Genomic DNA, 23,084 nt, shown 5'->3' with positions numbered 1-23,084 from the left:
CTTGCTATCCCATCAACCCGATTCATCATACGCTAATTTAATCCTATCATACCTATGAAAAATTTATTATTTATTTTAATTCTTGGTCTATGTTCATGCAATCATATAAAGAATTCAAAAGCGTCAGAGACAACTCAATCTTCAGACAGCATCATAGCATCGACTGATATTTATTACCCAAAATATCAGTCTGGAGCATCACATATTTTCCCGGAAGAAAACACGGATATCACGCTTAAATTTGAGCGTAATACCGACATGGATTTACTCTCTTTATTCCCATTAATGATTCCAAGTCAGACCAAAGGTCGCGATATTCTTGAATATGATCCATACAAGCTAAAAGGTATAGCTAGAAGGTTTGGTATCGAGTTGTTTAAAACAAAAATCACTGATTTTCCATCAGATACAATGTATGTTTTGGAAAGAATAAATCACGATCAAACCTATGACATATATTTCTGGTATGATAAAATAATAATGTCAATAAATGATGATGGATCAATTACGAAATTTGAAAACATTTTAGGAAAAGGCGAATTAGGCTCTATCAAAAAAGGGACTAATGGACTTAACATATTTAGCTATATCTCCGATTGGCGCAAAGAAGAGCTGCAAGAATATGGTTGCTGTGAACAATACGAGGGCCATTATAATTCTAACCCCTACTCTGTATGCGCTACTCGAATCGTACTTACAAATGATTCGGTAATAATTGATATGTTAAAGTTCTATTCTCCACTATGGCCTGAAGATAAAGCTCGATGGGAGGAAAACGACCATTTGTTACTAAAAAAAGATGTGAAGAAGAGGGGCAGTAAAATATTATGAAAATGGTAAAGAACATGATGGCTGCTTCATTCCACGCCCAAAAGTAACTTGTACCAGTAGAATAATAATAAGACCTCGAACAGTCCGAATTGATATGTTCAAATATTACACCCCTATTTTACCAAAATAGGAAATCATAATTTAGACAAGAATGAAAACATATAGACTAATTTTTTCGATAATAGGAATTCTTCTTGTTACCGCACTGCATATTGGTGCGGAGGATAAACAATACCTCTATGAAACGTATAGTCCATATATGAACTCACATATCCATCCGAATGAATGGAGGGATACCACTCTGATTTTAAAACTGTCTAAAGAATTATCATTGCCCTGGATTTTCAAACAGATAACGTCAATACAACATTTAGGACGTGAGAAGGTTGAATATGATTCATATGACGTAAAAGCAGAATCACATTTCTACTCACAGCCGTTTATTTTGAATCATTTAAAATACGCTATTCCCGATACAATCTTTATAAAGGAGACAATAAACAAAGATGGGACTTATTCAATGTCTATCTGGCATACTATGGACAGTATATATTCCCTACCGGATGTCGTGGGCCATATTACATTGTTCACAAAGAATAACTACAAGTACCTCGGAGTAGAGGGTCTGAGGGAATATAATTATATCACATCATGGCGGAAAAAAGAACTTCAGGAATATGGAAAAGATAAGTATCCTAACGGCTTTTACAGATCCAATCCTGCTCCAAGCTGCATCAGCCGAGTAATTATAAAACAAAAGTCTATCCGCATCGACATGTTCAAATACTATGATCTTTTTTGGCCTAATGATATAAAGGAGAAATTATAGAATTTTTCAGAATCTACAGACACAAATAAATATTAGTAGATACGATATTAAATAGTAAACGAACTACTATTAAATTTATGAAATAATGAATATTCTTAGAATTTTTACTGGCTTACTGACCATTATGATTTTATCGCGGAGTCATGCCTGTGAATCATATAGGAATGATAGTATTATAGTAGAATCTGAAGGCGAAGTTATTGACAAATATATAATACAGATTGACAATCAAACTGAGGATAACTGCTATTTTTGGGTCAATCCTACTCCAGTAGGACAGATTGCACCACGACTTTTAGTCAAACGCTATTTCTGGTCGATTCCTAAAGGATATGATTTTTCTTTTGGTCATATTATTATGGAACCTAATATCGAATTTATCAACTATCACATATATCTGGGCTATAATTTCATTAAACTACTATCACCCGGCGAGTCCTTTCAGATTATTATAATGTCTAATAGTAGGGCATGCGAATACTATGAGGAACGTATAGTCATGATTACTGAAAAGGAGTTTCAGAAACATTTTGATAAGATACCCGACTTTTTTTTATATAAAGATAACCATATCGTTATTACAGATACTAAAACAGAGGTCGGATTGTAATGAGGTTATTTTAGCTTTAGGCGATGTCATGATTATGTAAGGCAATGTGGAGAATGCTATTAGAGTTGAACATTTTCTTCCCTATAGAAAAGCTTACGATGATTTCCCAGCTGGGGTATCCATCCACAATAATGGATATTATAATTTATCCCCTTACATGTACTCTAATACTCATAATTATATAAAAAAAATTAATAAAATGAAACTTATCACAACCCTTATAATCTGTGCGGTAGCATCATCGTTTCAAATGATGGAAGATATTTCAACATGGATTCTCAAAACGCCTCGCAGGATATTTTCGGAACTTAAAGATGACCGATGGGCTATCAATGACTCAATCTTATCCATACCAATTACAGAAGAAATCAACATTAACGAGCAGTGCGACACAATATATGTTGCTGATGTCATACATGATAATCGTAACCATAGTATTAACGTGTGGAAAAATAATAGCCACAGAGTGCTTTACTACACAGAATCAACAGTGTCATCGTATGATAAAAAATTAAGTGTGTATTATAATCTTGTCAAATCATGGGAACCGGATTTGATAAGACACATAGGAAATGAAGCCCAACGCTATATTAGTCCCATAACCGACCACTATCTTGCAAGAATTATATTTAATAGGGGAGCAACAAGGATTGATACGGTGTCGTTTTGTAATCTTGGTGAAATCGATAGGTTTACAATCGCTCAACTTGACTCACTACGGAAAGTAGTAATGATGACAAAAAAGATGGATTCTATAAAATCAGATAAAGACAGTGTCCATATATCCATAACCGCAATCGATAATACCGCAAAAAATCTTTCCACCGATCATGATCAAAAGCCTCCTCAATCCATCTGGCAGCGCTTTGTCGACTGGCTGCGGAAGATTTGGGAGGCGATTTTCGGATGATACAATTTTTTTGACGACAACTGTCAGAAGATTACGATTTACTTCAAAAGCACCATTTATAGAACTATATAACGTACTAAATTTATAAAATCATGAAAAAAATAGACTTATTAATGATAATCCTATTTCTGGGAACATCTGCATGGGTGTTACATACCCATAAAGGATATGACGAGGTGAACGATACAGCTCAGTGGCGTCCGCTTAATGACATGGATCGCGAAGGCTGGTTTCTCAGGGTTGGTGATTCAATATACGGTACGACAGTCGAAGACATAAATTGCTGTATAAAATATACTAAACCTTTGAAAAAAATAGATGCGAGGTCTTTTGTCGTCTCAAAGGATTGCGAATATGCCAAGGATAAAAACCATGTATATTACCCTATATCAGCCATTTGCGAAGACTGGTGGGAAGCTGATAGCGAGGGGTGCGCAGATATTGACTATATCAAAATGTATCTGGTGGTAGGTGCGGACCCCAAGACATTCAAATATCTTTATAAGACATACGGAATTGATAAGCATTATATGTATTTCTTGGGGGAAAGGATTCCTTGGGATGATAAAATCATCCTCCGCGCAAAACAAAGAAGTTTATAATTTAAATCAAAATTTAACAGATATAAATTTTGGGCGGTGGCATTGTAGAAAAACGGCTGAAAATTCCTACCTTTGCACTCTCAAAGCGAAAACCTCATGAATATGCAGAGGGGCCAATAAAAAAGATTGTTACAATTCATATAGTCAATATTTTTTTAAACAATGGAATGGTTATTTGACCTTATCGGGCCGGGACATACGGAGCTCGCGAGTACGCTTGTGCTCTACTCCTTTGTCATCGCAGCCGGCATCTTCCTCGGGAAGCTAAAGATAGGAGGCATCTCGCTCGGGGTGACTTTCGTGCTTTTCGTCGGAATCATCATGGGCCACTTCGGCTACATAGTCAACCCCGAAGTACTGAAATTCGTCCGCGAATTCGGTTTGATCCTGTTCATCTTCGCTATTGGTATTCAGGTCGGTCCGGGTTTCTTCTCTTCATTTAAGAAAGGAGGCGTCTTGCTCAACGGACTTGCAGTCCTGATCATCGTGCTCAACGTATCAATCGTGCTTGCAATTTTCTATATCGACGGTAACACCGAGATTTCAGCTCTTGTCGGTGTGATGTCGGGTGCGGTGACCAACACCCCCGGTCTTGCAGCCGCACAGCAGACAGCAGGCACGACAGAAGCCATCAACATTATGGCTATGGGCTATGCAGCCGCCTATCCTCTCGGCGTAATCGGCATCATCCTTTCGATGCTCATTGTCAAGGCTGTATTCAAAATCCGCACTGAAGATGAAATCAAGGCAATCGAGGACGAGATTGAAAGCTCGCAGCAGAAACCGCTGATTGTCTCCTTTGAGGTCACCAACAAACTCATTGACGGCAAAACCCTCTATGACCTTCATCAGATACTCCACTGCGACTTCGTCGTGTCGCGTCTCATGGGAGCTGACGGCAAAGTGATAATCCCCACGTCGAAAACCGAGCTGCATGTCGGCGACAAGATTTTTGTGGTCCTCGGCCCGAATGACGAAATGAAGTTCAAAGGGGTCATCGGCCATGAAATCGAAATGGACTGGGAAGAAGTCCAGAGTCAGGTCTACTCACGCCGCATCGTCGTCACACAAAGCAAATATAACGGCGTGCCCCTCGGCGACCTCCGTCTTCACACAGCTTATTCACTCAACTGCACACGCGTCAACCGTGCCGGAGTCGACCTTCTCGCATCTCCCGGTCTGCGCCTGCAGATGGGCGACCGCCTCGTGGTCGTAGGCGACCTCAACGACATCGAGCGTCTTTCAGTGCGCCTCGGCAACTCGATGAAGCGTCTCAACCAGCCCAACCTCATCACTATCTTTGTCGGAATCCTTTTCGGTATCATAGTCGGCTCGATCAACGTCGGCTTCGGCATGAAGCTCGGACTCGCCGGCGGACCGCTCGTAGTGGCAATCCTTCTGAGCCGTTTCGGCTACAAGTTCAAACTTGTCACCTACACATCGTCGTCGGCATCACTGCTCATGCGCGAGCTTGGCATATGTCTGTTCCTTGCATCCGTCGGCATCTCTTCAGGCCGCGGTTTCGCCGATACGGTCTTCAACACCACAGGTATGTGGTGGGTCATCTGGGGATTCATAATCACTTTCGTACCGCTTCTTATCGTCGGATGTATCGCCCGAGGAGTCTACAAAATCAATTTCCTGACAATCATGGGTCTTGTCTCGGGTGGCTGCACAGATCCCCCAGCCCTTGCCTATGCAAACAACTCGACCGGGTCTGACGCACCTGCCGTGGCCTATTCGACTGTCTATCCTCTCACAATGTTCCTCCGTGTTGTAGCCGCTCAGGCACTCATACTCTGCTTCTTCTAACACTGACATAAAAAATTCCCTCGCTTTTAACATTATAGCCGAGGGAATTTTTGTAATTTTGCACCCAAACTCATCATTATCACAAATAATCATGATTGATTCCCTTCCACCAATCAAAGTTTTCTCCGGGACAAAATCTCACTACATGGCAGAAGAAATCTGCCGCGATTTAGGCTGCGAACTCGGCAAAATGAACATCCAGTACTTTGCCGACGGCGAGTTTGAAGTATCGTTCGAGGAATCCATCCGCGGATGCGAGGTATATCTCGTACAGTCGACATTCCCCAACACCGACAACCTCATGGAGCTTCTTCTGATGATTGATGCGGCAAAGCGTGCGTCGGCAGCGTCCATCATCGCTGTCATGCCCTACTTTGGCTGGGCTCGTCAGGACCGCAAAGACAAGCCCCGTGTATCAATTGCCGCCAAGCTTGTAGCTGACCTCCTGACTACAGCCGGAGTTGACCGCGTAATCACCATGGACCTTCATGCCGACCAGATCCAAGGTTTCTTTGACATCCCCGTCGACCACCTCTATGCGTCGTCGGTATTCATCCCCTACATCCAGTCGCTGAAACTTGAGAACCTTGTCATCGCATCGCCCGACGTCGGAGGAGCAAAACGAGCAAACAGTTATGCAAAATATCTGAATGTTCCCCTCGTGCTCTGCCACAAGCAGCGTGCAAAGGCCAATGTAGTGGCCCAGATGACCGTCATCGGCGACGTCAAGGACAAAGATGTGGTGCTCGTCGACGATATGGTCGACACAGCGGGAACCATCACCAAAGCGGCTGACCTCATGATGTCGTGCGGAGCCCGCTCTGTGCGCGCACTGTGCTCACACGCTATCATGTCAGACCCCGCATCGGAACGCGTCGACAACTGCTCGCTGACTGAAATGATGTTTACCAACTCCATTCCTTTCAACAAGAACTGCAAGAAAGCCACCATCCTTTCTGTCGCACGTCTTTTCGCCGACACCATCCGTCGTGTCCACACCCACGAGTCAATCTCGTCGCAATATCTCATCAAATAAGGAGGTCTCTTTCTCCAATCATCACACATTCACCCCCTAAACAACCGACATGAATCTAAACCACATCATGGCAACAATCCTTACGGCAGGCTCACTTGCAGCCTGCTCGACAGGGGGCGAAAAAGAGGCACAGATCATCGACAAGCCCGATTTCAAATCGACAACCGGGATTTTCGATATCGACGCCCTCGAAGCCCTCGGCCGCGTCTCGGCCGTAAGCGTTTCGCCCGACACCCGCAAGGTGCTTTTCGGCATTTCCTATGAAAGCCTTGAGCAGAACCGTTCAAACAATGACCTCTATGTCATGGATCCTGACGGCTCGAACCTTGAACGCATCACACGGACTCCCAAATCAGAGGGCAATTTCGTGTGGATCAACCAAGGCAAGCAGATTGCTTTCACCTATGCCGATGCCGACGGTAAAAGCCAGCTCTGGGTCATGAACGCCGACGGAAGCGACCGCAAACAGGTAACATCGCTTGAAAAAGGTATTGAAGGCTTCCTCTTTTCACCCGACGAAAAGAAAATCGTCCTGATTTCCACTATCAAGTTCGCACGCGAGGCCAAGGACCTCTACCCCGACCTTCCCGATGCCACCGGCCGTGTCATTGACGACATGATGTATAAGCACTGGGATCAGTGGGTGACCGAAATACCCCATCCTTTCATCTGCGACTTCGACGGCAGCAGTGTCAGCAATGTTGAGGACATCATGTCGGACGAACCCATGTATGAAGCTCCAATGCGTCCGTTCGGAGGCTCGGAGTCATTCGCATGGTCACCCGACAGCAAGTCGCTTATATATGTTTCGCGCAAGAAGACCGGACGCGACTACGCACTTTCGACCAACTCGGATCTCTACCTCTACACCATCGCAGACAAGAGCACCCGCAATCTCACCGAAGGCATGATGGGCTATGACACAGCTCCAGCCTACTCCCCCGACGGCAAGTATGTGGCATGGCTTTCAATGGAACGCGACGGCTACGAGGCTGACAAGAACCGCATCTTCATCCTCGACACCGCCACAGGTGAGAAATCAGACCTCACTACCGACTGGGATTACACTGCTGACGCAATCGCATGGAATCCCAACGGCAAATCGCTCTATTTCCTCGCTGCAAAAGACGGAAATATCCCCGTATTCTCAATCGATATCGCAAGCAAGGAAGTCAAGGTCGTTGCTGACGGCGAATGCGACTACGCAGGTCTCGCACCTCTCGACGCAGAAAGCATCGTGACACTCCGCCACTCGATGCTCGCCCCCAACGAAGTCTGCATCGCCAAGGCAGGTGAAGTAAAACAGATTTCAAACGTCAACACCGAGCTCCTCGCATCAATCAAGATGCCACGCGTCGAGCGCAACATGGTCAAGACCACTGACGGCAAACAGATGCTCGTATGGGGTGTCTATCCTCAGGATTTCGACTCGACCAAGACATATCCGGCCATCCTCTACTGTCAGGGCGGTCCGCAAAGCGCCGTAAGCCAATTCTGGAGCTACCGCTGGAACCTTGCGCTCATGGCCTCAAACGGCTATATCGTCATCGCTCCTAACCGTCGCGGTCTCCCCGGCTTCGGAACTGAATGGAACGCACAGATTTCAGGCGACTATCCCGGCCAGAACATGCGCGACTATCTCGCAGCAGTCGACTTCATGAAAGAACGTCCCTATGTCGACAACTCACGCATCGGATGCACCGGCGCAAGCTATGGCGGTTTCTCGACCTACTGGCTTGCAGGCAACCACGAAAAACGTTTTGCAGCCTTCCTCGCTCATGCCGGAATCTTCAACATTGAAGCCCAGTATCTTGAGACCGAAGAAATGTGGTTTGCAAACTGGGACATGGGCGGTGGAGCCGACAAAGCGCCTGCCGACGTGACCACAGCCCCCGACTACGGAGCTTTCTGGAGAAAAGACAACGCTACGGCTCAGCGTACGTTTGCCATGTCGCCACACAAGTTTGTTGACAAATGGGATACTCCCATCATGATTTCACATGGTGAATTCGACTACCGCATCCTGTCGTCACAAGGAGAAATGGCCTTCAACGCTGCCAAACTCCGTGGCATACCGGCCGAAATGGTAATCTTCCCCGACGAAAACCACTGGATTCTCAAACCGCAGAACGCCGTCATGTGGCAGCGCCTATTCTTCCGCTGGTTTGACAAATGGCTGAAACCGGGCCAGACCAACGCCAACAATGAATAAGACTTCATTTAGGACACATACTAAAATAAGATGAATACAGAAAAATCCCTTGGTTCAGCTTGAGCCAAGGGATTTTTCTGTATTCTATAAATATAGTAATTCTACCTACGCTTGCGCAGCTCATTGACAGAGCGCTCTTTCATCTCAGGAAGATGCCACCCATAGCGCAAAGCTCCCCAGCGTAGGACAAGAATAGTGATGACGCAAAGAACTTCCTGCATCCATACCGGAGAGCCTAATTCGGCAAAAAGCCAATAGACACCGCCACCGGCCAGACATGCAGTGGCGTAGATATCCTTACGGAAAAACAGTGGCTCTTCATTGATGAGCACATCACGCAGAATACCGCCGAATGAGCCTGTTATCATGCCCATAATCACCGCAACCCACATAGGGTAGCCTTCAGCAAGAGTCTTTTCAATACCTGTTATGACAAACAGCGTCAGACCGACGGCATCAAACATAAAAAGCGACTTGGAGTCTGATGTCAGAATTCTCGTGAAGGCAGCCACGATAAGGAATGACACACCGGTTACTGCAAGATAGAGCCATGTCTGCATCCAGAACACAGGAATATCAAGCAGAACATCGCGCAGTGTCCCGCCCCCGATTGCTGTTATAACTCCAATTGTATAAGCACCGAACCAGTCGAAATGCTTCTTGGCGGCAAGACGCACGCCACTGACACCAAAAGCCAGTGTCCCTAAAATTTCAATTATAAAAATAAAAGTCGACTCAACCATTCTTCTGATAGTAACGACACACGGAAGTCAGACCACAGTTAAGGCAATCCGGCCTGCGGGCCTTACAGACATATCGTCCATGAAGTATCAGCCAGTGGTGAGCCTTAGGAATAAGCTCTTCCGGGATATTCTTCATGAGAGCCTTTTCAGTCGCAAGAGGCGTCTTGCTGTTTGTGGTCAGACCGATACGCTCGCTCACGCGAAACACATGCGTATCCACCGCCATAGTGGCCTTGTTATAGACAACCGACATAATCACATTGGCTGTCTTGCGCCCTACCCCCGGCAGGCTCGTCAGCGAATCAAGATCAGAAGGCACTTCCCCTCCGAATTCATCGACGAGTTTCTTGGCCATTCCACTCAATGAACGGCTTTTATTGTTGGGATAGGAACAGCTCTTTATATATTCAAAAATCTCATCAACCGAGGCTTCAGCAAGAGCCTGCGGAGTCGGAAATGCCTCAAAAAGCGGTGGTGTTATGAGATTGACCCTCTTATCAGTGCATTGTGCCGACAAAATCACCGCCACAAGCAACTGATAGGGGTTCTCATAATGCAGTTCGGTCTCAGCGACAGGCATCGCCGCAGAAAACCATTCGATCACACGGGCATAGCGTTCCTTAACGGTCACGGTTATTTCCCTTTCTTAAAGAGTTTAACGGAGAGACGGATTAATGGAGAGAAGGTCCGGCACTTATCAGTGTGCAGCCTCAAACTGACGGAGGAAACGGACATCGTTCTCGGAGAACATACGGAGATCCTTGACCTGATATTTCAGGTTTGTGATACGCTCCACGCCCATTCCGAGAGCAAAACCGGTGTACTCCTTCGAATCTATGCCACAAGCCTCAAGCACGTTGGGATCGACCATTCCGCAACCGAGGATTTCAACCCATCCGGTGTGCTTGCAGAAAGAGCAGCCCTTGCCTCCGCAGAGATTACATGAGATATCCATTTCGGCCGATGGCTCGGTGAAGGGGAAATAGCTCGGACGAAGACGTATCTTTGTCTCAGGGCCAAACATTTCCTGAGCGAAATAGAGAAGCGTCTGACGCAGGTCGGCAAACGAAACGTTCTTGTCGACATAAAGAGCCTCGACCTGATGGAAGAAGCAGTGGGCACGCGCTGAAATAGCCTCATTGCGGTAGACACGTCCCGGGCAGATGATGCGGATCGGTGGCTGAGTTTTTTCCATCACACGGCTCTGCACAGATGAAGTGTGGGTTCGCAGCAACACATCGGGATTACGCTGGATAAAAAAAGTGTCCTGCATGTCACGCGCAGGATGATCCTCGGCAAAATTCAGTGAGGAGAACACGTGCCAGTCATCCTCAATCTCAGGGCCTTCGGCTATTGTGAAACCGAGGCGCGAGAATATTGAGATAATTTCGTTCTTGACAAGTGAAAGCGGATGACGTGTTCCCAACGGCATCGGAGCGGCAGTGCGTGAAAGGTCCAGATCCGACGCTCCGGCATCAACACTCTCAAGCGACTCGCGGAGGGCAGCAAGCTTTTCGGAAGCAAAAGTCTTCAGTTCATTCAGTTTCTGTCCCAGCTCGCGTTTCTGTTCGGGAGCGACCGAACGGAAATCTGTCATGAGTTCTGAAATAGAGCCTTTCTTGCTCAGATACTTGATGCGGAGCGCTTCCACATCCTGAGGAGTCTTTGCTACAAGCCCCTCTATTTCAGCTTTAAGCTGATTTATTTTGTCTATCATTTCTGATTAGTTTTATTCTGTAAATGATTGGTCTGTTATATTCTGCAAAATTAGTGATTTTCATTGAAAACATCTCCCGGCAACCTGTCTAAAAAACATGTTGCCCGGTTCATGACATCACTTTTTGGATGACTGAAGCTCCTCGGCAAAGCGATTGGGGAAGGTCAGATGCTGTCGCGGACGTGACATTGCGTAAATCACGAGTCCGATGCCGAGAAGAATAAACGGCACACTAAGCCACTGCCCCATGTTGAGCGTCATGGTCTGCTCAAATTCAACCTGAGGGTTCTTTATGAACTCTATGAGGAAACGCGGAAGGAATATGCCAATAAAGAACACTCCGAATATCAGACCGGGACGCTCCTCGGCATTTTTCTTCCAATACATCCACATCAGCAAACCGAAAAGTGCAAAATAGCACAGCGCTTCATAAATCTGTGTCGGGTGACAGGCCTGCCCCATGTAGAGATGACGCCACTCGGCTGAGCGGATAAACATAAATCCCCACGGAAGGTCGGTAGCATGACCGAAAATCTCTGAATTCATCAAATTGCCGAGACGTATAAGACCGCCTACAAGCGCGATGGGAATGACAAGCCGGTCAAAAGCCCAAAGCGGACTGCGTTTGGTGGTGAAAATCGAATAGAGTATGATACACAGGACAATTCCTATTGTCCCGCCATGACTGGCGAGTCCACCCTCCCATACATAGAGAATCGTAATCGGATCTTGCTTGTAGAGATCCCACTGATAGAAAAACACATGCCCGAGACGAGCGCCGATGATAGTGCCGGCAATCGTCCACAGCAAGAGCATGCTGAGCCACCGTTCAGGCGCACCTTCGTGCTTATAGATGCGTGATTCTATCTCATAGCCGACAAGAAAACCGACCATGAAGGCAAGACTATACCATCGGAGACCGAAATTGCCGATATGAAAGAGAAACGGGTCTGCGTTCCACGTAATAAAATCTAACATTTTACGTAATTTGCGTTTATAACGTATTTAAAATTCCTGCAAAATTACGCAGATTCACCCTGCAAACCAACCCCACAGTGAGTTTTTACAAAAATTAACGAACTAATTCCGAACCTTTTTATCGCTTTTTTGCATCAGCCGATTCCTTCCTCTGATTTTTCATGACCGAAACAAGACCGTTGTTGCGATCGGCGTGACGCGAAAAGAAGCTGTCGGCGGTAAACAGCCTGACAATTCCGAATGAAATCGAAGCCGTGACAACAAGCGGAAAAAAATAGGAATAGGCAGCCCCCATTTCGCACGTAAGGAATATGGCCATCAACGGCGCACGTATCGCACCGGCCATGACACCGGCCATAGCATAAAACGCAAATTCCCCAACCGGAAGATGCAGCCCGAAAATCTCGTTAAAAAGAGCGGCAAAGAAGAATCCGACGATACAGCCGGCAAACAGTGAGGGAGCAAAATTTCCGCTCACCCCTCCGCCATTGTTTGTTGCAGAGGTGGCCACACACTTCGCCAGCGCCATGCCTCCTGCTACGAATATAAGCAACCACACGCCACCTGAATGGCCAAAGAAAATACTGTCATTGAGAATGGTGGAGAAGTTGCCATTTATGATTTTTCCGACCGTAACGTAACCTTCGCCATAAAGCGCCGGGAAAAGAAAAACAAGCACCGAGATTATAACTCCACCCGACAGATTCTTTATCCACGGATTAGCGACACACCGCAGGAGCTGTGCGACTTTCTTTATCATGTAGCTATAGTAAATCGAATAGCATCCGCAGAATATGCCAAGAAGAATGACATAAGGAAGCATATCTATATCGAATCCGGAATGATGATTGAACGGGATGTCGATTGTGCACCCCGAAAGAAGATATGCGGTCATTGCAGCTGTAATGGATGTCACGAGCAGCACCATGACCGAAAAAGTCGACATCGGCATCCTCAGAACCTCCAGTGTGAACAGCGCGCCTCCGAGCGGCGATTTAAATATACCGGCGATTCCGGCGCCTGCCCCACACCCAAGCATTATCATTACCATCTGCGGACTGAGCCTGAACATGCGTGCGACATTACTCCCGACCGCTGCTCCGGTGTAGGCTATCGGACCTTCCGATCCGGCAGAACCTCCGAAACCGAGAGTGATTGTACTTGCCAGAATCGGCGAGTAGACTATAGCGCTCTTAAGGGCATACATCTTGTTTTTAATATCATGTATAAGCCTGGAAGTGCCGTCCGACAGATCGGTTTTTACAATGTAACGGCAGAAAATCCCTGTCAGAACTATGCCCACAACCGGGATTATCAATAGTCCATAATTGCCCGAGCCTATTCGAAAATGCGCAGTCAGGATATGTGAGACCCATGCAATCATCCGCTTAAGCACAAACGCACCGCACCCCGACAATAGCCCTACTGCCGTTGCAAGGAGAAAAACAAACGTCTTTTCCGACAGATGCTTCTCCCGCCAATTCAATATTTTAATCATCAGACTATGCCCGGTCAACATGACAGACTTACGTTTTGTTATGTATAATATATTTAAACATTATAACACATTTTTCCCATCTTTAGTTTTTAATTGCCTTTTTAACTAAACGATGTTAACCGGACTTTATCCAATACCATATCGCACTATAAAACAACACATTAAGCCAAACACAAGTGCTAAATATCAGCCATGTAGACTATACTGACAGTCAGGCTTATTCATTTTGCAGCGACTTAAAAACGCTTCAACATCTGAAATAAGTCATTTCTTTTTGTAAATTTGCCTCAGAAACCCAACACAACTGACAATTTATGGAAACAGGAACATGGTGGACCGCCCCCACCGAAAGCGAATCAGGCCGACTGATTCTCGTGACAGGACGCAAGGACGTCGAAAAATTCCGTTCGAATCCCCGATTCAATATCCGTGTGGAAGTGACATGGAAATATGAAGGCGATGCAAAAGGAATGCCCGACAAGGAAACATCGACTCTTATGGAGGAAGTGCAGGAAGCATTGATGACTGCATTTCGAAAAGATCCTGTGGCTGTGCTCACCGGCATTTTTACGGGAGACAATCAGCGCGACTGGATTTTCTATACACTCAGCACACATATCTTCGGACGTAAGCTAAACGAGGCTCTCGAATCATTTCCACTCCTGCCAATCACCATCTACACTGAAAATGACCCGGAATGGAGCGAATATGATGAAATGTCGGAAGCTGAAATCAGACTTGACTGAACGACTGATTAAACAAAGCGAGATACAGAAATTCATAAATACAGAAATAACATATTTTCCACGATAATCAAATTGGCATTTAGTCGGCATTGAGCCTTCTAAAACCAATGATTAGATTGAATTGGGAAAATATGTTATTTCTGTATTTATGAATTTCTGTATTCTATGCGTCGCCCGACAGGTATTGTCAGTCCTGATTTCCGATTCGTTTCAGTTCGGAGTCCATTATCCGCCGGAGCGGATTGACAGACGCTCCTACATCTTTGATACCGTCAACCGACTTGCGTATGCGAGGCATGAATTCGTCAAGCAGGCCGTTTTCTGAAATAAAGTCGAGCGTTTCACCGACAAATTTCCGAATCTGCACATAAAGAGTCTCTCTCAACCAGTTTTCTCGGCCGATCGACAGCAGTTCAGTCATTGTATGCAGCATCAGCTCTGCCACAGCCTCGTTTCCCGGCTCGAATGTCTTGAACTTCTTAATCGTAGACCTCAGACGTGCGATGCGCGGATGATAAGCCCTCCGCGTGTAGCGCCGCGCCTCCTTTGACAGCACCGCGCGATACTGCTCCGACTTTTTTTCAATATCAGGCTCGGCGAAGAAGTCGAGCAGTTCCCGGGCTTCCTTGCTTTTGGTATATATATCAATAAGAAGCTCCCGGAGTTCGGGAGCTTCAAATTCTTTTATCACCTTGCGGAGAGTGGTCTTTGACATTCGTGTGAAATTATTTCTTATAACTCTTGATACCCTTTTCGAGGAACGCCGAGAAGCGGGCCACATTCTCATCATATGTGTAAGGGCCTGACAGCAGCTCGCCATTGTCGTTGAGTATCACATAGTAAGGCTGGGCGTTTGCATTAAACTTGTAGCGCTGCAGATAGCTCCAGCGGTCGCCATAAGTGTAGAGCGTCATTTCCTTACCATATTCTTTAACGGTTATAGGCTCAGGAAGGTTCTTTTTCTCATCGACCATAAGCTTGATGACAGTAAAGTTGTCTTCTATCATGGCCTTGACGTTAGGTTCGTCGAGGACAGCGCCTTCCATCTTACGGCAGTTGACACATCCGAATCCGGAGAAGTCAACGAGTACAGGCTTGCCCGACTCACGAGCTACCTTCATACCCTCCTCAAAGTCATCATATTCCTTGAAGCCGTCGCCATAGAGATTGAAATCCTGAGTGAACAGCGGGGGAACAAACGCACTGACTCCCTTGAGAGGCGCACCCCAGAGACCGGGGATAAGATAGATGGTGAATGAGAATGAACAGAGTGCAAGGAAGAAGCGGAAAACGCCGACTGAGCTGTCAGCCTTGCCGTAGTGGGCAAAGTTGAACTGGCCGAGGAGATAGAGGCCGAGAAGAGCGAACATCACAATCCAGAGGGCAAGGAATGCTTCGCGGTCAAGGATATGCCATCCATATGCGAGGTCGGCAACCGAGAGGAACTTGAGTGAGAGAGCGAGTTCGACGAAACCAAGCACCACTTTGAGAGTGTTCATCCAGCCGCCCGAGCTCGGAGCTGCCTGAAGCATGGTCGGGAACATGGCGAAGAGCATGAACGGAAGCGCGAGTGCGGTCGAGAATCCAAGCATACCGATTGCCGGGCCCCAGAGGTCGCCCTGCGAAGCTGCCTCGACGAGAAGCGTACCGATAATCGGGCCTGTGCACGAGAATGATACAAGCGTCAGGGTGAAAGCCATGAAGAAAATCGAGAGCAGACCGGTTGTCTTCTCGGCTGTCGCGTCCATCTTGTTTGACCACGACGATGGAAGTTTGATTTCAAAAGCTCCGAAGAAGCTGATGGCAAACACTACCAACAGGAGGAAGAAGATTATATTGCAGACAGCCGAAGTCGAAAGTGCATTGAGCGAGCTTGCGCCAAAGAGACCTGTGATAAGAAGACCGAGAGCAACATAGATTACAATAATCGACAGGCCGTAGGTGCAGGCATCAATGATGCTCTTGCTGCGGTCCTTACCTTTCTTCAGGAAGAAGCTGACAGTCATTGGAATCATAGGCCATACACACGGAGTGAAGAGCGCTACAAGACCGCCAAGGAAACAGGTGAAAAAGATGTACCACAGCGAAGTTGTTGAAAAATCCTCGGCATTCTCGGCATCCTTAAACGAGACCGGAGCCCAGAGGTCGGCCGCCTTGCTGTCGGCGGCAGCGGTCACGAGCGTATCGGCTACAGCTGCAAGCGAGTCGGAAGCAGCCTCAACAGACTCAGCAACGGCATCGAGCACTGCTGCAACCTCTTCTTTTTCAGCAGGAAGTTCAGCAGCGGCCTTCGGTTCTTCTTTGTTGGCAGACGCTTTTATTTTCGCCTTGCCTGAAAGATTGAAAGTCGAGCGGGAAGGTGGGATACAGTTTTCATCGTTACAAGCCGAGCACACAACCATCACATCAATGTTGAAGTCAGGCTGGGTTGCTTTGAACTTCTGTGTAATTGTCACGCCCTGCGTCCACCATGAAAGTTCAGCCCCGAACATGTCGTCATACTGCTTGTGCGAAGGCTTGTTTGGAGTCGGCTTCCCTTCAAGGGTGACACCGTTTAGTTTTGGGTAGGTAATCTCAAGAATCTGAGGTCCGGCATCCGGATCGCAGTCAAGTGAATACATGTGCCAACCGTTGCTAATAGTAGCCGTAAGCACAACCTGACCTTTATCGTCGCCGGTCATATCTACTTTAGCATCCCATTTGACAGGGGTCATAATCTGTCCAAGCGCCATGTTGCACATAAGCGCCACCAGTAGAGAAAATGTTAAAGCAAGCTTTCTCATGTGATTTGCAAGTTTTTCGAAATGTGTGATTGGTTGATTGGGGTTAACTTTCGAAGCGCAAATTTACGAATATTTTCGTAATTAAATTGGCAATTATTTCCTGAAACGTAAAATGTCACAGTATTGTAAATATTTTCAGGTACTATTTTATCATTTTTTTGCCGATACAATCCATGAGGTTGTCCATGACAATGTTATTTACTACATTTGTCAATATATCAACAACATCTCTATACCCTGACACATTTTTTATCATTCTCCATGAAACATATCAATATCTTCCTTTCGGCTCTTCTCGGCCTGTCAACCCCCGCTATTGTCAAAGCCGAGATTGTCGACATTTCAACTCCAAACACGTCTCTCATACTTGACGCGGAAAAAGGCGGAAGCCTCCGGCTCCTGCACTACGGCAACAAGATGGCAAGCTCCGACATCGCAACGCTGAAAGAGGCCGGAGCTATCGACCGTAACGCCTATCCTGTCTATGGCATACTTCCCCAAGGCGAGGCAGCCATGAGCGTGACCCATGCCGACGGCAACATGACCACCGACGTAGAAGTGACAGGCATAGACACGACTACCGCGCCCGACGGTGCGAAAGTCACCACAATCTCCATGCGCGACAAAGTCTATCCATTTAACCTCAACGTCAACTATCGGACATATCCCGCAGAGGATGTCATCGAGACATGGGTGGATGTCACAAATAATGAAAAAGGGACTGTAAGGCTCAACCGCTTCATGTCGGGCTACCTGCCGGTGCGCTACGGCGATGTATGGCTCTCGCAGCTCTACGGTTCATGGGCAAACGAGGGAAAACTCTCGCAGACTCCACTCAACCACGGTGTGCGCATGATCAAAAACAAGGACGGTGTGCGCAATTCACACACCTCACATGCCGAAATCATGCTGTCGCTCGACGGCAAGCCGCAGGAGAATACCGGCCGCACCATCGGAGCGGCTCTCGAATATTCAGGCAACTATAAGCTCTTCATCGACACTGACGACAGCAACTATCACCACTTCTTCGCAGGCATCAACGAGGAAAACTCTGCCTACAACCTCAAAAAAGGTGAAAGCTTCGTGACACCACCGCTTGCCCTGACATATTCCGAAGAGGGATTGTCGGGTGTCAGCCGCAATTTCCACCGCTGGGGACGAAACCACCGTCTACATAACGGCAACAAAGAACGGCGCATCCTCCTCAACTCTTGGGAAGGTGTCTACTTTGACATCGACGAGGCAGGAATGGCAGGTATGATGAAAGACATTGCCGACATGGGCGGCGAACTCTTCGTCATGGACGACGGATGGTTTGGCGACAAATATCCACGCGACAACGACAGCACTTCGCTTGGCGACTGGGTTGTCGACACCGACAAACTTCCAAACGGAATCCAAGGACTCATAGAAACAGCGAAATCCAATGGCATTAAATTCGGCATCTGGATCGAGCCGGAAATGACCAACACGGTCAGCGAACTCTACGAAAAGCATCCGGAATACATCATCAAAGCCGCAAAGCGCCCGGCGACACAAGGACGCGGAGGCACACAGCTCGTGCTCGACCTCGCCAACCCCAAAGTGCAGGACATAGTGTTTACGGTCGTCGACACACTCATGCGCAAATATCCCGAAATCGACTATATCAAATGGGATGCCAACGCTCCGATAATGGACCACGGCTCGCAATATCTCACCGCCGACAATCAGAGCCATCTCTACATCGACTACCATCAGGGATTCGAGACTGTGCTCAACCGCATCCGTAAGGCTCATCCCGATGTGACAATTCAGGCATGTGCCAGCGGTGGCGGACGCGCCAACTGGGGTGTCCTTCCGTGGTTTGACGAATTCTGGACGAGTGACAACAACGATGCTCTCCAGCGCATCTACATGCAATGGGGCACAAGCTATTTCTTCCCCGCAATTGCCATGGGTTCACACATCTCTGCGTCGCCTAACCATCAGACATTCCGCCGCATCCCCGTCAAGTTCCGCGCCGATGTGGCAATGAGCGGACGACTCGGCCTTGAACTCCAGCCTAAAAATATGACCGACGAGGAGAAAGCCATTGTCAAAAACGCCATCGCCGACTACAAGAAAATCCGCCCGATTGTGCAGTTCGGCGACATCTACCGCCTCGTCTCACCCTACGACGGCAAAGGCGTAGCCTCGATGATGTATATCACCCCCGAAAAGGATGATGCAGTGTTCTATTGGTGGAAGACCGAGACATTCATGAACCAGCAGCTTCCGCGCGTGGTCATGGCCGGACTCGACCCCGACAAGACCTACACAGTGACCGAACTCAACCGCATCGACAACGAGCCACTGAGTTTCGAAGGCAAAAGCTTCACCGGCCGCTACCTTATGTCAAACGGACTCGAAATCCCCCTCACCCACAAAGTCGACTACCACAAAAACACCGACTACGCCTCCCGCATCCTCCGCCTGACAGCGAAGTAATCAGTAACTATACCGTATAACGTAGATTAAACCAGATGTCAATTGGAATCTATTTATCCAAATGGCATCTGGTTTAATTTTCTTAACTGCCTATATATCCGTGGCTATTACCTTTCGGATGGTTCTAATCTCAATGCAATCGGGTTCATATAGGTGTTGCCAGTGTGGGATTTACCTTTTAGAGCGCATTCCACATGGCCTTTATCAAGGCTTAAAGTGCCAACCGAAATGGTATTAGTACCCATTTTTTCAGTGTGACCGCCGTAGTCCACCTCAAATGTGCGGCCTGCGATTTCGACCAGCACTGTCCCCCTATCGGATGCCTCAACCGTATTGTAGTCAAGATATATATTATAGGTGGCAGGAGCATTTAGGCGCAGATCCCAGCTTAGCCACTGAGACTCGTCTTTCCAGTTTTTCACGTGATTGCGGTTCGGCTTGCCGTCGCCATATCCCAGCCCTTTGCCATTGAGACGTGCATCAAAAGCAGCCAGTGTCTCAGTCTTTGTGCCGTGTAACAGCCTGACAGGACATGCAGGGATTTTCTTATTGACAACTATAGCAACCACCGAATTCACCTCATCAGGCGCAACCGTAGGCAGGAGCAACTCACAGTCGTTTTCATTTATGCGACGCACCTGAAGCTTGCGAGCCTTATCGGCCAGAATCCCGGCCGACACAATCTCAGAACGCAGACCGCCGACGACAAGCCGGCCATCTTCAGGCCAATCAAACACATGGGCATAGAGCGTGTCGCCTTTCCATGTGGTCACACCCCACGGCTGCGCCGGCAAATCGGTGCGCTGCGTCCCATAGATGCTCTCGCCATTCTTTTCAAGCCAGCGACCAACGCCACGAAACACTTCCACATCCCTGTCATCCCACTTGCCATTACCCATCGGCCCGACGTTCATCAGGATGTTTCCACCTTTCGACGCGGCGCTCGCAAGAAGGCGGATAAAGAACGACGCCGGCTTGCGGACACTGTCGACAAGGCTGTAGCCATACGACTCGTTGGTGGTCGGTATCGACTCCCACGGGCCTTCAGTCGGAAAGAAATATGCCGCGCGGTCGCCTGTGTTGCGATAATCGCCAAGATTGTTGCCGCCGTATCTGACAAGCCGTCCGTTGACCACAATCTTATTTCGGACATCGGCTTCGCGGATTGCCTTGAGAATCCGTATGTTGAGATAGAGCGGCAACTTGGCAGGAGTATCAAACCAAAGTATATCAGGGTCATATTTCCTGATAAGTTCCTGAATCTGAGGAATCGACTTCCGGTCGACATATCTCTCGGCCTGAAGCAGAAAGCCTTTTCGGTCGCCCATCCACCAGTCAGCACCGCCCAGCAGCCTGTCGCCACCGGGATTATCGTATTCCCAGTCATTTCCGGGGGCATCGGGGTGTTCCCAGTCAAAGGCATGGGAATAATAGAAGCCGAATTTTATGCCATATCTGCGGGCGGCGTCACGCAGTTGCGCCATTGGGTCGCCATCAAATTTTGTCATACGAATGTCAAACGGATAGACATCTGACGGATACATCGCAAAGCCGTCGTGGTGCTTGGCCGTAATGACAAAATATCTCATACCGGCCATGCTTGCATTACGCATCCATTCGTCGGCATCGAATTCAGAAGGGTCAAATGGCTCTATGACCTCTTTCCTATATGCACTTACAGGAATCTTTGCTTTGCGCATGAGATGTTCCGTATAGCCACCGATGTGTTTGCCATGCCATAGCCCACCGATTTCTGAATAGACACCCCAGTGGATAAAACAGCCGAACTTCGCATCATTGTACCACGACATTCTTTCGGCATGGTTCGCGGAAGCAGCCGTCCACCATCCGTCGCGAGCATCGACCAGAGCCTCGCTGTCGGCAGGCAACTGCATCCCCGCGGGAATCGAGAAACCCTGTTCGTCACCCGATGTCCTGACATCATTGGCAGGAGAGCCATACATTAACAATCCGGCCACCAACATAGAGAAAAACGACAACGTCCGGCTCACTGAATCATTCATTGATATAGATTTCATTATCATGTTAAATTACATTTGTCAATCATGAGGTCAGATGCGACACCATAATCACACCGTGACTCCACCGGCAAAATTAAACCTCCCCGACATCCGGCACTATAAATATAAGACCAATATCTTTAAATATCATTCATTGCCAAATATTGAATTACGAATTAAAAATTTTCTGAACGTTTTACTTAGAATATTTCACATTTTATAGTAATTTTGCAGTAAAACATACAAAATACGTCACATGATGAACAACGATTTGGACTGGGGTAACCTCTCATTCGGTTACATCCCAACAGATTACAATGTGCGCTGCTACTTCCGCGACGGGAAGTGGGGCGAGATAGAGGTGTCGCAAAGCGAGGAAGTGAACCTGCACATCGCAGCCACCTGCCTTCACTACGGTCAGGAAATCTTCGAAGGTCTGAAGGCTTTCCGAGGCAAGGACGGTAAAATCCGTGTGTTCCGTCTCGAAGAAAACGCACGCCGTCTGCGTGAATCGGCCAAAGGTATCCTCATGGAACCGCTGCCCGAAGATAAATTCAAGGAAATGGTGCTTAAGGTCGTGAAACTAAACGAACGTTTCGTTCCTCCCTACGGCTCAGGCGCATCACTCTACATCCGTCCGCTCGAAATCGGCATCTCGGCACAGGTCGGTGTCAAACCCGCCAACGAATATCTCTTCATGATACTCGTGACACCTGTCGGCCCGTATTTCAAAACCGGGTTCAAGCCCACGAATATCTGCATAATGCGCCAGTATGACCGCGTAGCTCCTAACGGCACAGGCTTGTGGAAGGTCGGAGGCAACTATGCGGCATCGCTTACAGCCGGCGAACACGCCCATGAGCTCGGATACTCCGCAGTGCTCTATCTTGACCCGAAAGAAAAGAAATATCTTGACGAGTGCGGTCCGGCCAACTTCATGGCAATCAAAGACGGAGTCTACATCACACCGGCCTCCAACTCAATCCTCCCCTCGATTACCAACAAAAGCCTCATGCAGCTTGCAGAGGATATGGGCATAAAGGTTGAACGCCGCCACATCACCGTCGACGAACTCGGCGAAATCGACGAAGCAGCCGCAGTCGGAACAGCAGCCGTCGCATCGCCTGTCGGTGAAATCCATGACCTCGACACCGGCGAAAAATATATCATCTCCAAGAACGGAGAGCCCGGCCCCATAACCACCAAGCTCTACGAAACGCTCAATGCAATCCGCCTCGGAGAAACCGAGGACACACACGGATGGAACACAATAGTTGAATAACCACT

General features: G+C 47.5%; 19 protein-coding genes. 11 read left to right on the top strand and 8 right to left on the bottom strand.

From position 1 onward, the window contains the following. Positions 1-54: 54 nt before the first annotated feature. The 8 genes from QZ311_RS03160 to QZ311_RS03125 all read left to right on the top strand — a co-directional run bounded on the left by QZ311_RS03160 (position 55) and on the right by QZ311_RS03125 (position 8,842). Positions 55-831 (top strand): hypothetical protein, encoded by a 777-nt coding sequence (locus QZ311_RS03160; protein WP_297063774.1) that lies wholly within the window; start codon positions 55-57, stop codon positions 829-831. Between the two features lie 151 nt (positions 832-982). Further along, positions 983-1,660 (top strand): hypothetical protein, encoded by a 678-nt coding sequence (locus QZ311_RS03155; RefSeq protein WP_297063772.1) that lies wholly within the window; start codon positions 983-985, stop codon positions 1,658-1,660. 85 nt (positions 1,661-1,745) lie between these two features. Next, entirely contained in the window at positions 1,746-2,270 is a 525-nt protein-coding gene (locus QZ311_RS03150; protein WP_297063771.1) for a hypothetical protein, read from the top strand. Between the two features lie 199 nt (positions 2,271-2,469). Next, on the top strand, positions 2,470-3,180 hold the full coding sequence (locus QZ311_RS03145) for a hypothetical protein (protein ID WP_297063768.1): 711 nt from the start codon (positions 2,470-2,472) through the stop codon (positions 3,178-3,180). Between the two features lie 92 nt (positions 3,181-3,272). Further along, the gene (locus QZ311_RS03140; protein ID WP_297063766.1) at positions 3,273-3,782 is read left to right on the top strand and encodes a DKNYY domain-containing protein; all 510 of its coding nucleotides are present in this window, start codon (positions 3,273-3,275) and stop codon (positions 3,780-3,782) included. 162 nt (positions 3,783-3,944) lie between these two features. Further along, complete coding sequence (locus tag QZ311_RS03135) at positions 3,945-5,594, top strand: putative transporter (protein WP_297063763.1); 1,650 nt, start codon at positions 3,945-3,947, stop codon at positions 5,592-5,594. A gap of 91 nt (positions 5,595-5,685) precedes the next feature. Further along, the gene (locus QZ311_RS03130) at positions 5,686-6,630 is read left to right on the top strand and encodes a ribose-phosphate pyrophosphokinase (protein WP_297063761.1); all 945 of its coding nucleotides are present in this window, start codon (positions 5,686-5,688) and stop codon (positions 6,628-6,630) included. 49 nt (positions 6,631-6,679) lie between these two features. After that, on the top strand, positions 6,680-8,842 hold the full coding sequence (locus QZ311_RS03125) for a S9 family peptidase (protein WP_297063759.1): 2,163 nt from the start codon (positions 6,680-6,682) through the stop codon (positions 8,840-8,842). Between the two features lie 101 nt (positions 8,843-8,943). Here the strand turns inward: QZ311_RS03125 and QZ311_RS03120 are convergent, their stop codons facing one another. From QZ311_RS03120 to QZ311_RS03100, 5 genes are all read right to left on the bottom strand, one after another. Beyond that, complete coding sequence (locus QZ311_RS03120) at positions 8,944-9,585, bottom strand: trimeric intracellular cation channel family protein (RefSeq protein ID WP_297063757.1); 642 nt, start codon at positions 9,583-9,585, stop codon at positions 8,944-8,946. Next, positions 9,578-10,216: an endonuclease III gene (gene nth / locus QZ311_RS03115; RefSeq protein ID WP_297063756.1), complete on the bottom strand. Its 639-nt coding sequence runs from the start codon at positions 10,214-10,216 to the stop codon at positions 9,578-9,580. Before nth ends, QZ311_RS03120 begins: the two co-directional genes overlap by 8 nt. A gap of 66 nt (positions 10,217-10,282) precedes the next feature. Continuing rightward, positions 10,283-11,302, bottom strand: coding sequence for a phenylalanine--tRNA ligase subunit alpha (gene pheS, locus QZ311_RS03110; protein ID WP_297063754.1), 1,020 nt, complete (start codon positions 11,300-11,302; stop codon positions 10,283-10,285). A gap of 117 nt (positions 11,303-11,419) precedes the next feature. Further along, positions 11,420-12,280 carry a prolipoprotein diacylglyceryl transferase gene (gene lgt, locus QZ311_RS03105; protein ID WP_297063752.1) on the bottom strand — a complete coding sequence of 287 codons (861 nt, stop codon included), beginning with the start codon at positions 12,278-12,280 and terminating at the stop codon, positions 11,420-11,422. Between the two features lie 118 nt (positions 12,281-12,398). Then, the gene (locus QZ311_RS03100) at positions 12,399-13,664 is read right to left on the bottom strand and encodes a chloride channel protein (RefSeq protein ID WP_297063815.1); all 1,266 of its coding nucleotides are present in this window, start codon (positions 13,662-13,664) and stop codon (positions 12,399-12,401) included. Between the two features lie 428 nt (positions 13,665-14,092). Between QZ311_RS03100 and QZ311_RS03095 the strand changes: the two genes are divergently transcribed. Continuing rightward, positions 14,093-14,524 (top strand): DUF695 domain-containing protein, encoded by a 432-nt coding sequence (locus tag QZ311_RS03095; RefSeq protein WP_297063750.1) that lies wholly within the window; start codon positions 14,093-14,095, stop codon positions 14,522-14,524. A gap of 187 nt (positions 14,525-14,711) precedes the next feature. Here the strand turns inward: QZ311_RS03095 and QZ311_RS03090 are convergent, their stop codons facing one another. Further along, the gene (locus QZ311_RS03090; protein WP_297063748.1) at positions 14,712-15,239 is read right to left on the bottom strand and encodes a DUF6155 family protein; all 528 of its coding nucleotides are present in this window, start codon (positions 15,237-15,239) and stop codon (positions 14,712-14,714) included. A gap of 10 nt (positions 15,240-15,249) precedes the next feature. Beyond that, positions 15,250-17,307, bottom strand: coding sequence for a cytochrome c biogenesis protein CcdA (locus QZ311_RS03085; protein WP_297063746.1), 2,058 nt, complete (start codon positions 17,305-17,307; stop codon positions 15,250-15,252). Between the two features lie 261 nt (positions 17,308-17,568). On the opposite strand from QZ311_RS03085, the gene QZ311_RS03080 reads away from it, so the two are divergent. Beyond that, positions 17,569-19,776, top strand: coding sequence for an alpha-galactosidase (locus QZ311_RS03080; protein ID WP_297063744.1), 2,208 nt, complete (start codon positions 17,569-17,571; stop codon positions 19,774-19,776). A gap of 107 nt (positions 19,777-19,883) precedes the next feature. Here QZ311_RS03080 and QZ311_RS03075 read toward each other — a convergent pair whose 3' ends face one another. Next, on the bottom strand, positions 19,884-21,815 hold the full coding sequence (locus tag QZ311_RS03075; RefSeq protein WP_297063742.1) for an alpha-L-fucosidase: 1,932 nt from the start codon (positions 21,813-21,815) through the stop codon (positions 19,884-19,886). 238 nt (positions 21,816-22,053) lie between these two features. Between QZ311_RS03075 and QZ311_RS03070 the strand changes: the two genes are divergently transcribed. Beyond that, the gene (locus tag QZ311_RS03070; RefSeq protein WP_297063740.1) at positions 22,054-23,079 is read left to right on the top strand and encodes a branched-chain amino acid aminotransferase; all 1,026 of its coding nucleotides are present in this window, start codon (positions 22,054-22,056) and stop codon (positions 23,077-23,079) included. The last annotated feature ends 5 nt before the right edge of the window (positions 23,080-23,084 follow it).

It is taken from the genome of uncultured Duncaniella sp., assembly GCF_910578445.1.
Classification (GTDB): Bacteria; Bacteroidota; Bacteroidia; order Bacteroidales; family Muribaculaceae; genus Duncaniella.
This window is presented reverse-complemented; position numbering and strand designations above follow the sequence as displayed.

Excerpts from the sequence above, each read along its gene's own strand:
- QZ311_RS03120 (WP_297063757.1), bottom strand. The coding sequence starts at position 9,585 with ATGGTTGAGTCGACTTTTATTTTTATAATTGAAATTTTAGGGACACTG.
- QZ311_RS03155 (WP_297063772.1), top strand. The coding sequence starts at position 983 with ATGAAAACATATAGACTAATTTTTTCGATAATAGGAATTCTTCTTGTT.
- lgt (WP_297063752.1), bottom strand. The coding sequence starts at position 12,280 with ATGTTAGATTTTATTACGTGGAACGCAGACCCGTTTCTCTTTCATATC.
- QZ311_RS03150 (WP_297063771.1), top strand. The coding sequence starts at position 1,746 with ATGAATATTCTTAGAATTTTTACTGGCTTACTGACCATTATGATTTTA.
- QZ311_RS03070 (WP_297063740.1), top strand. The coding sequence starts at position 22,054 with ATGATGAACAACGATTTGGACTGGGGTAACCTCTCATTCGGTTACATC.
- QZ311_RS03095 (WP_297063750.1), top strand. The coding sequence starts at position 14,093 with ATGGAAACAGGAACATGGTGGACCGCCCCCACCGAAAGCGAATCAGGC.
- QZ311_RS03140 (WP_297063766.1), top strand. The coding sequence starts at position 3,273 with ATGAAAAAAATAGACTTATTAATGATAATCCTATTTCTGGGAACATCT.
- QZ311_RS03135 (WP_297063763.1), top strand. The coding sequence starts at position 3,945 with ATGGAATGGTTATTTGACCTTATCGGGCCGGGACATACGGAGCTCGCG.
- QZ311_RS03085 (WP_297063746.1), bottom strand. The coding sequence starts at position 17,307 with ATGAGAAAGCTTGCTTTAACATTTTCTCTACTGGTGGCGCTTATGTGC.
- QZ311_RS03145 (WP_297063768.1), top strand. The coding sequence starts at position 2,470 with ATGAAACTTATCACAACCCTTATAATCTGTGCGGTAGCATCATCGTTT.
- pheS (WP_297063754.1), bottom strand. The coding sequence starts at position 11,302 with ATGATAGACAAAATAAATCAGCTTAAAGCTGAAATAGAGGGGCTTGTA.
- QZ311_RS03080 (WP_297063744.1), top strand. The coding sequence starts at position 17,569 with ATGAAACATATCAATATCTTCCTTTCGGCTCTTCTCGGCCTGTCAACC.
- QZ311_RS03160 (WP_297063774.1), top strand. The coding sequence starts at position 55 with ATGAAAAATTTATTATTTATTTTAATTCTTGGTCTATGTTCATGCAAT.
- QZ311_RS03100 (WP_297063815.1), bottom strand. The coding sequence starts at position 13,664 with ATGATTGCATGGGTCTCACATATCCTGACTGCGCATTTTCGAATAGGC.
- QZ311_RS03130 (WP_297063761.1), top strand. The coding sequence starts at position 5,686 with ATGATTGATTCCCTTCCACCAATCAAAGTTTTCTCCGGGACAAAATCT.
- QZ311_RS03075 (WP_297063742.1), bottom strand. The coding sequence starts at position 21,815 with ATGAAATCTATATCAATGAATGATTCAGTGAGCCGGACGTTGTCGTTT.
- QZ311_RS03125 (WP_297063759.1), top strand. The coding sequence starts at position 6,680 with ATGAATCTAAACCACATCATGGCAACAATCCTTACGGCAGGCTCACTT.
- QZ311_RS03090 (WP_297063748.1), bottom strand. The coding sequence starts at position 15,239 with ATGTCAAAGACCACTCTCCGCAAGGTGATAAAAGAATTTGAAGCTCCC.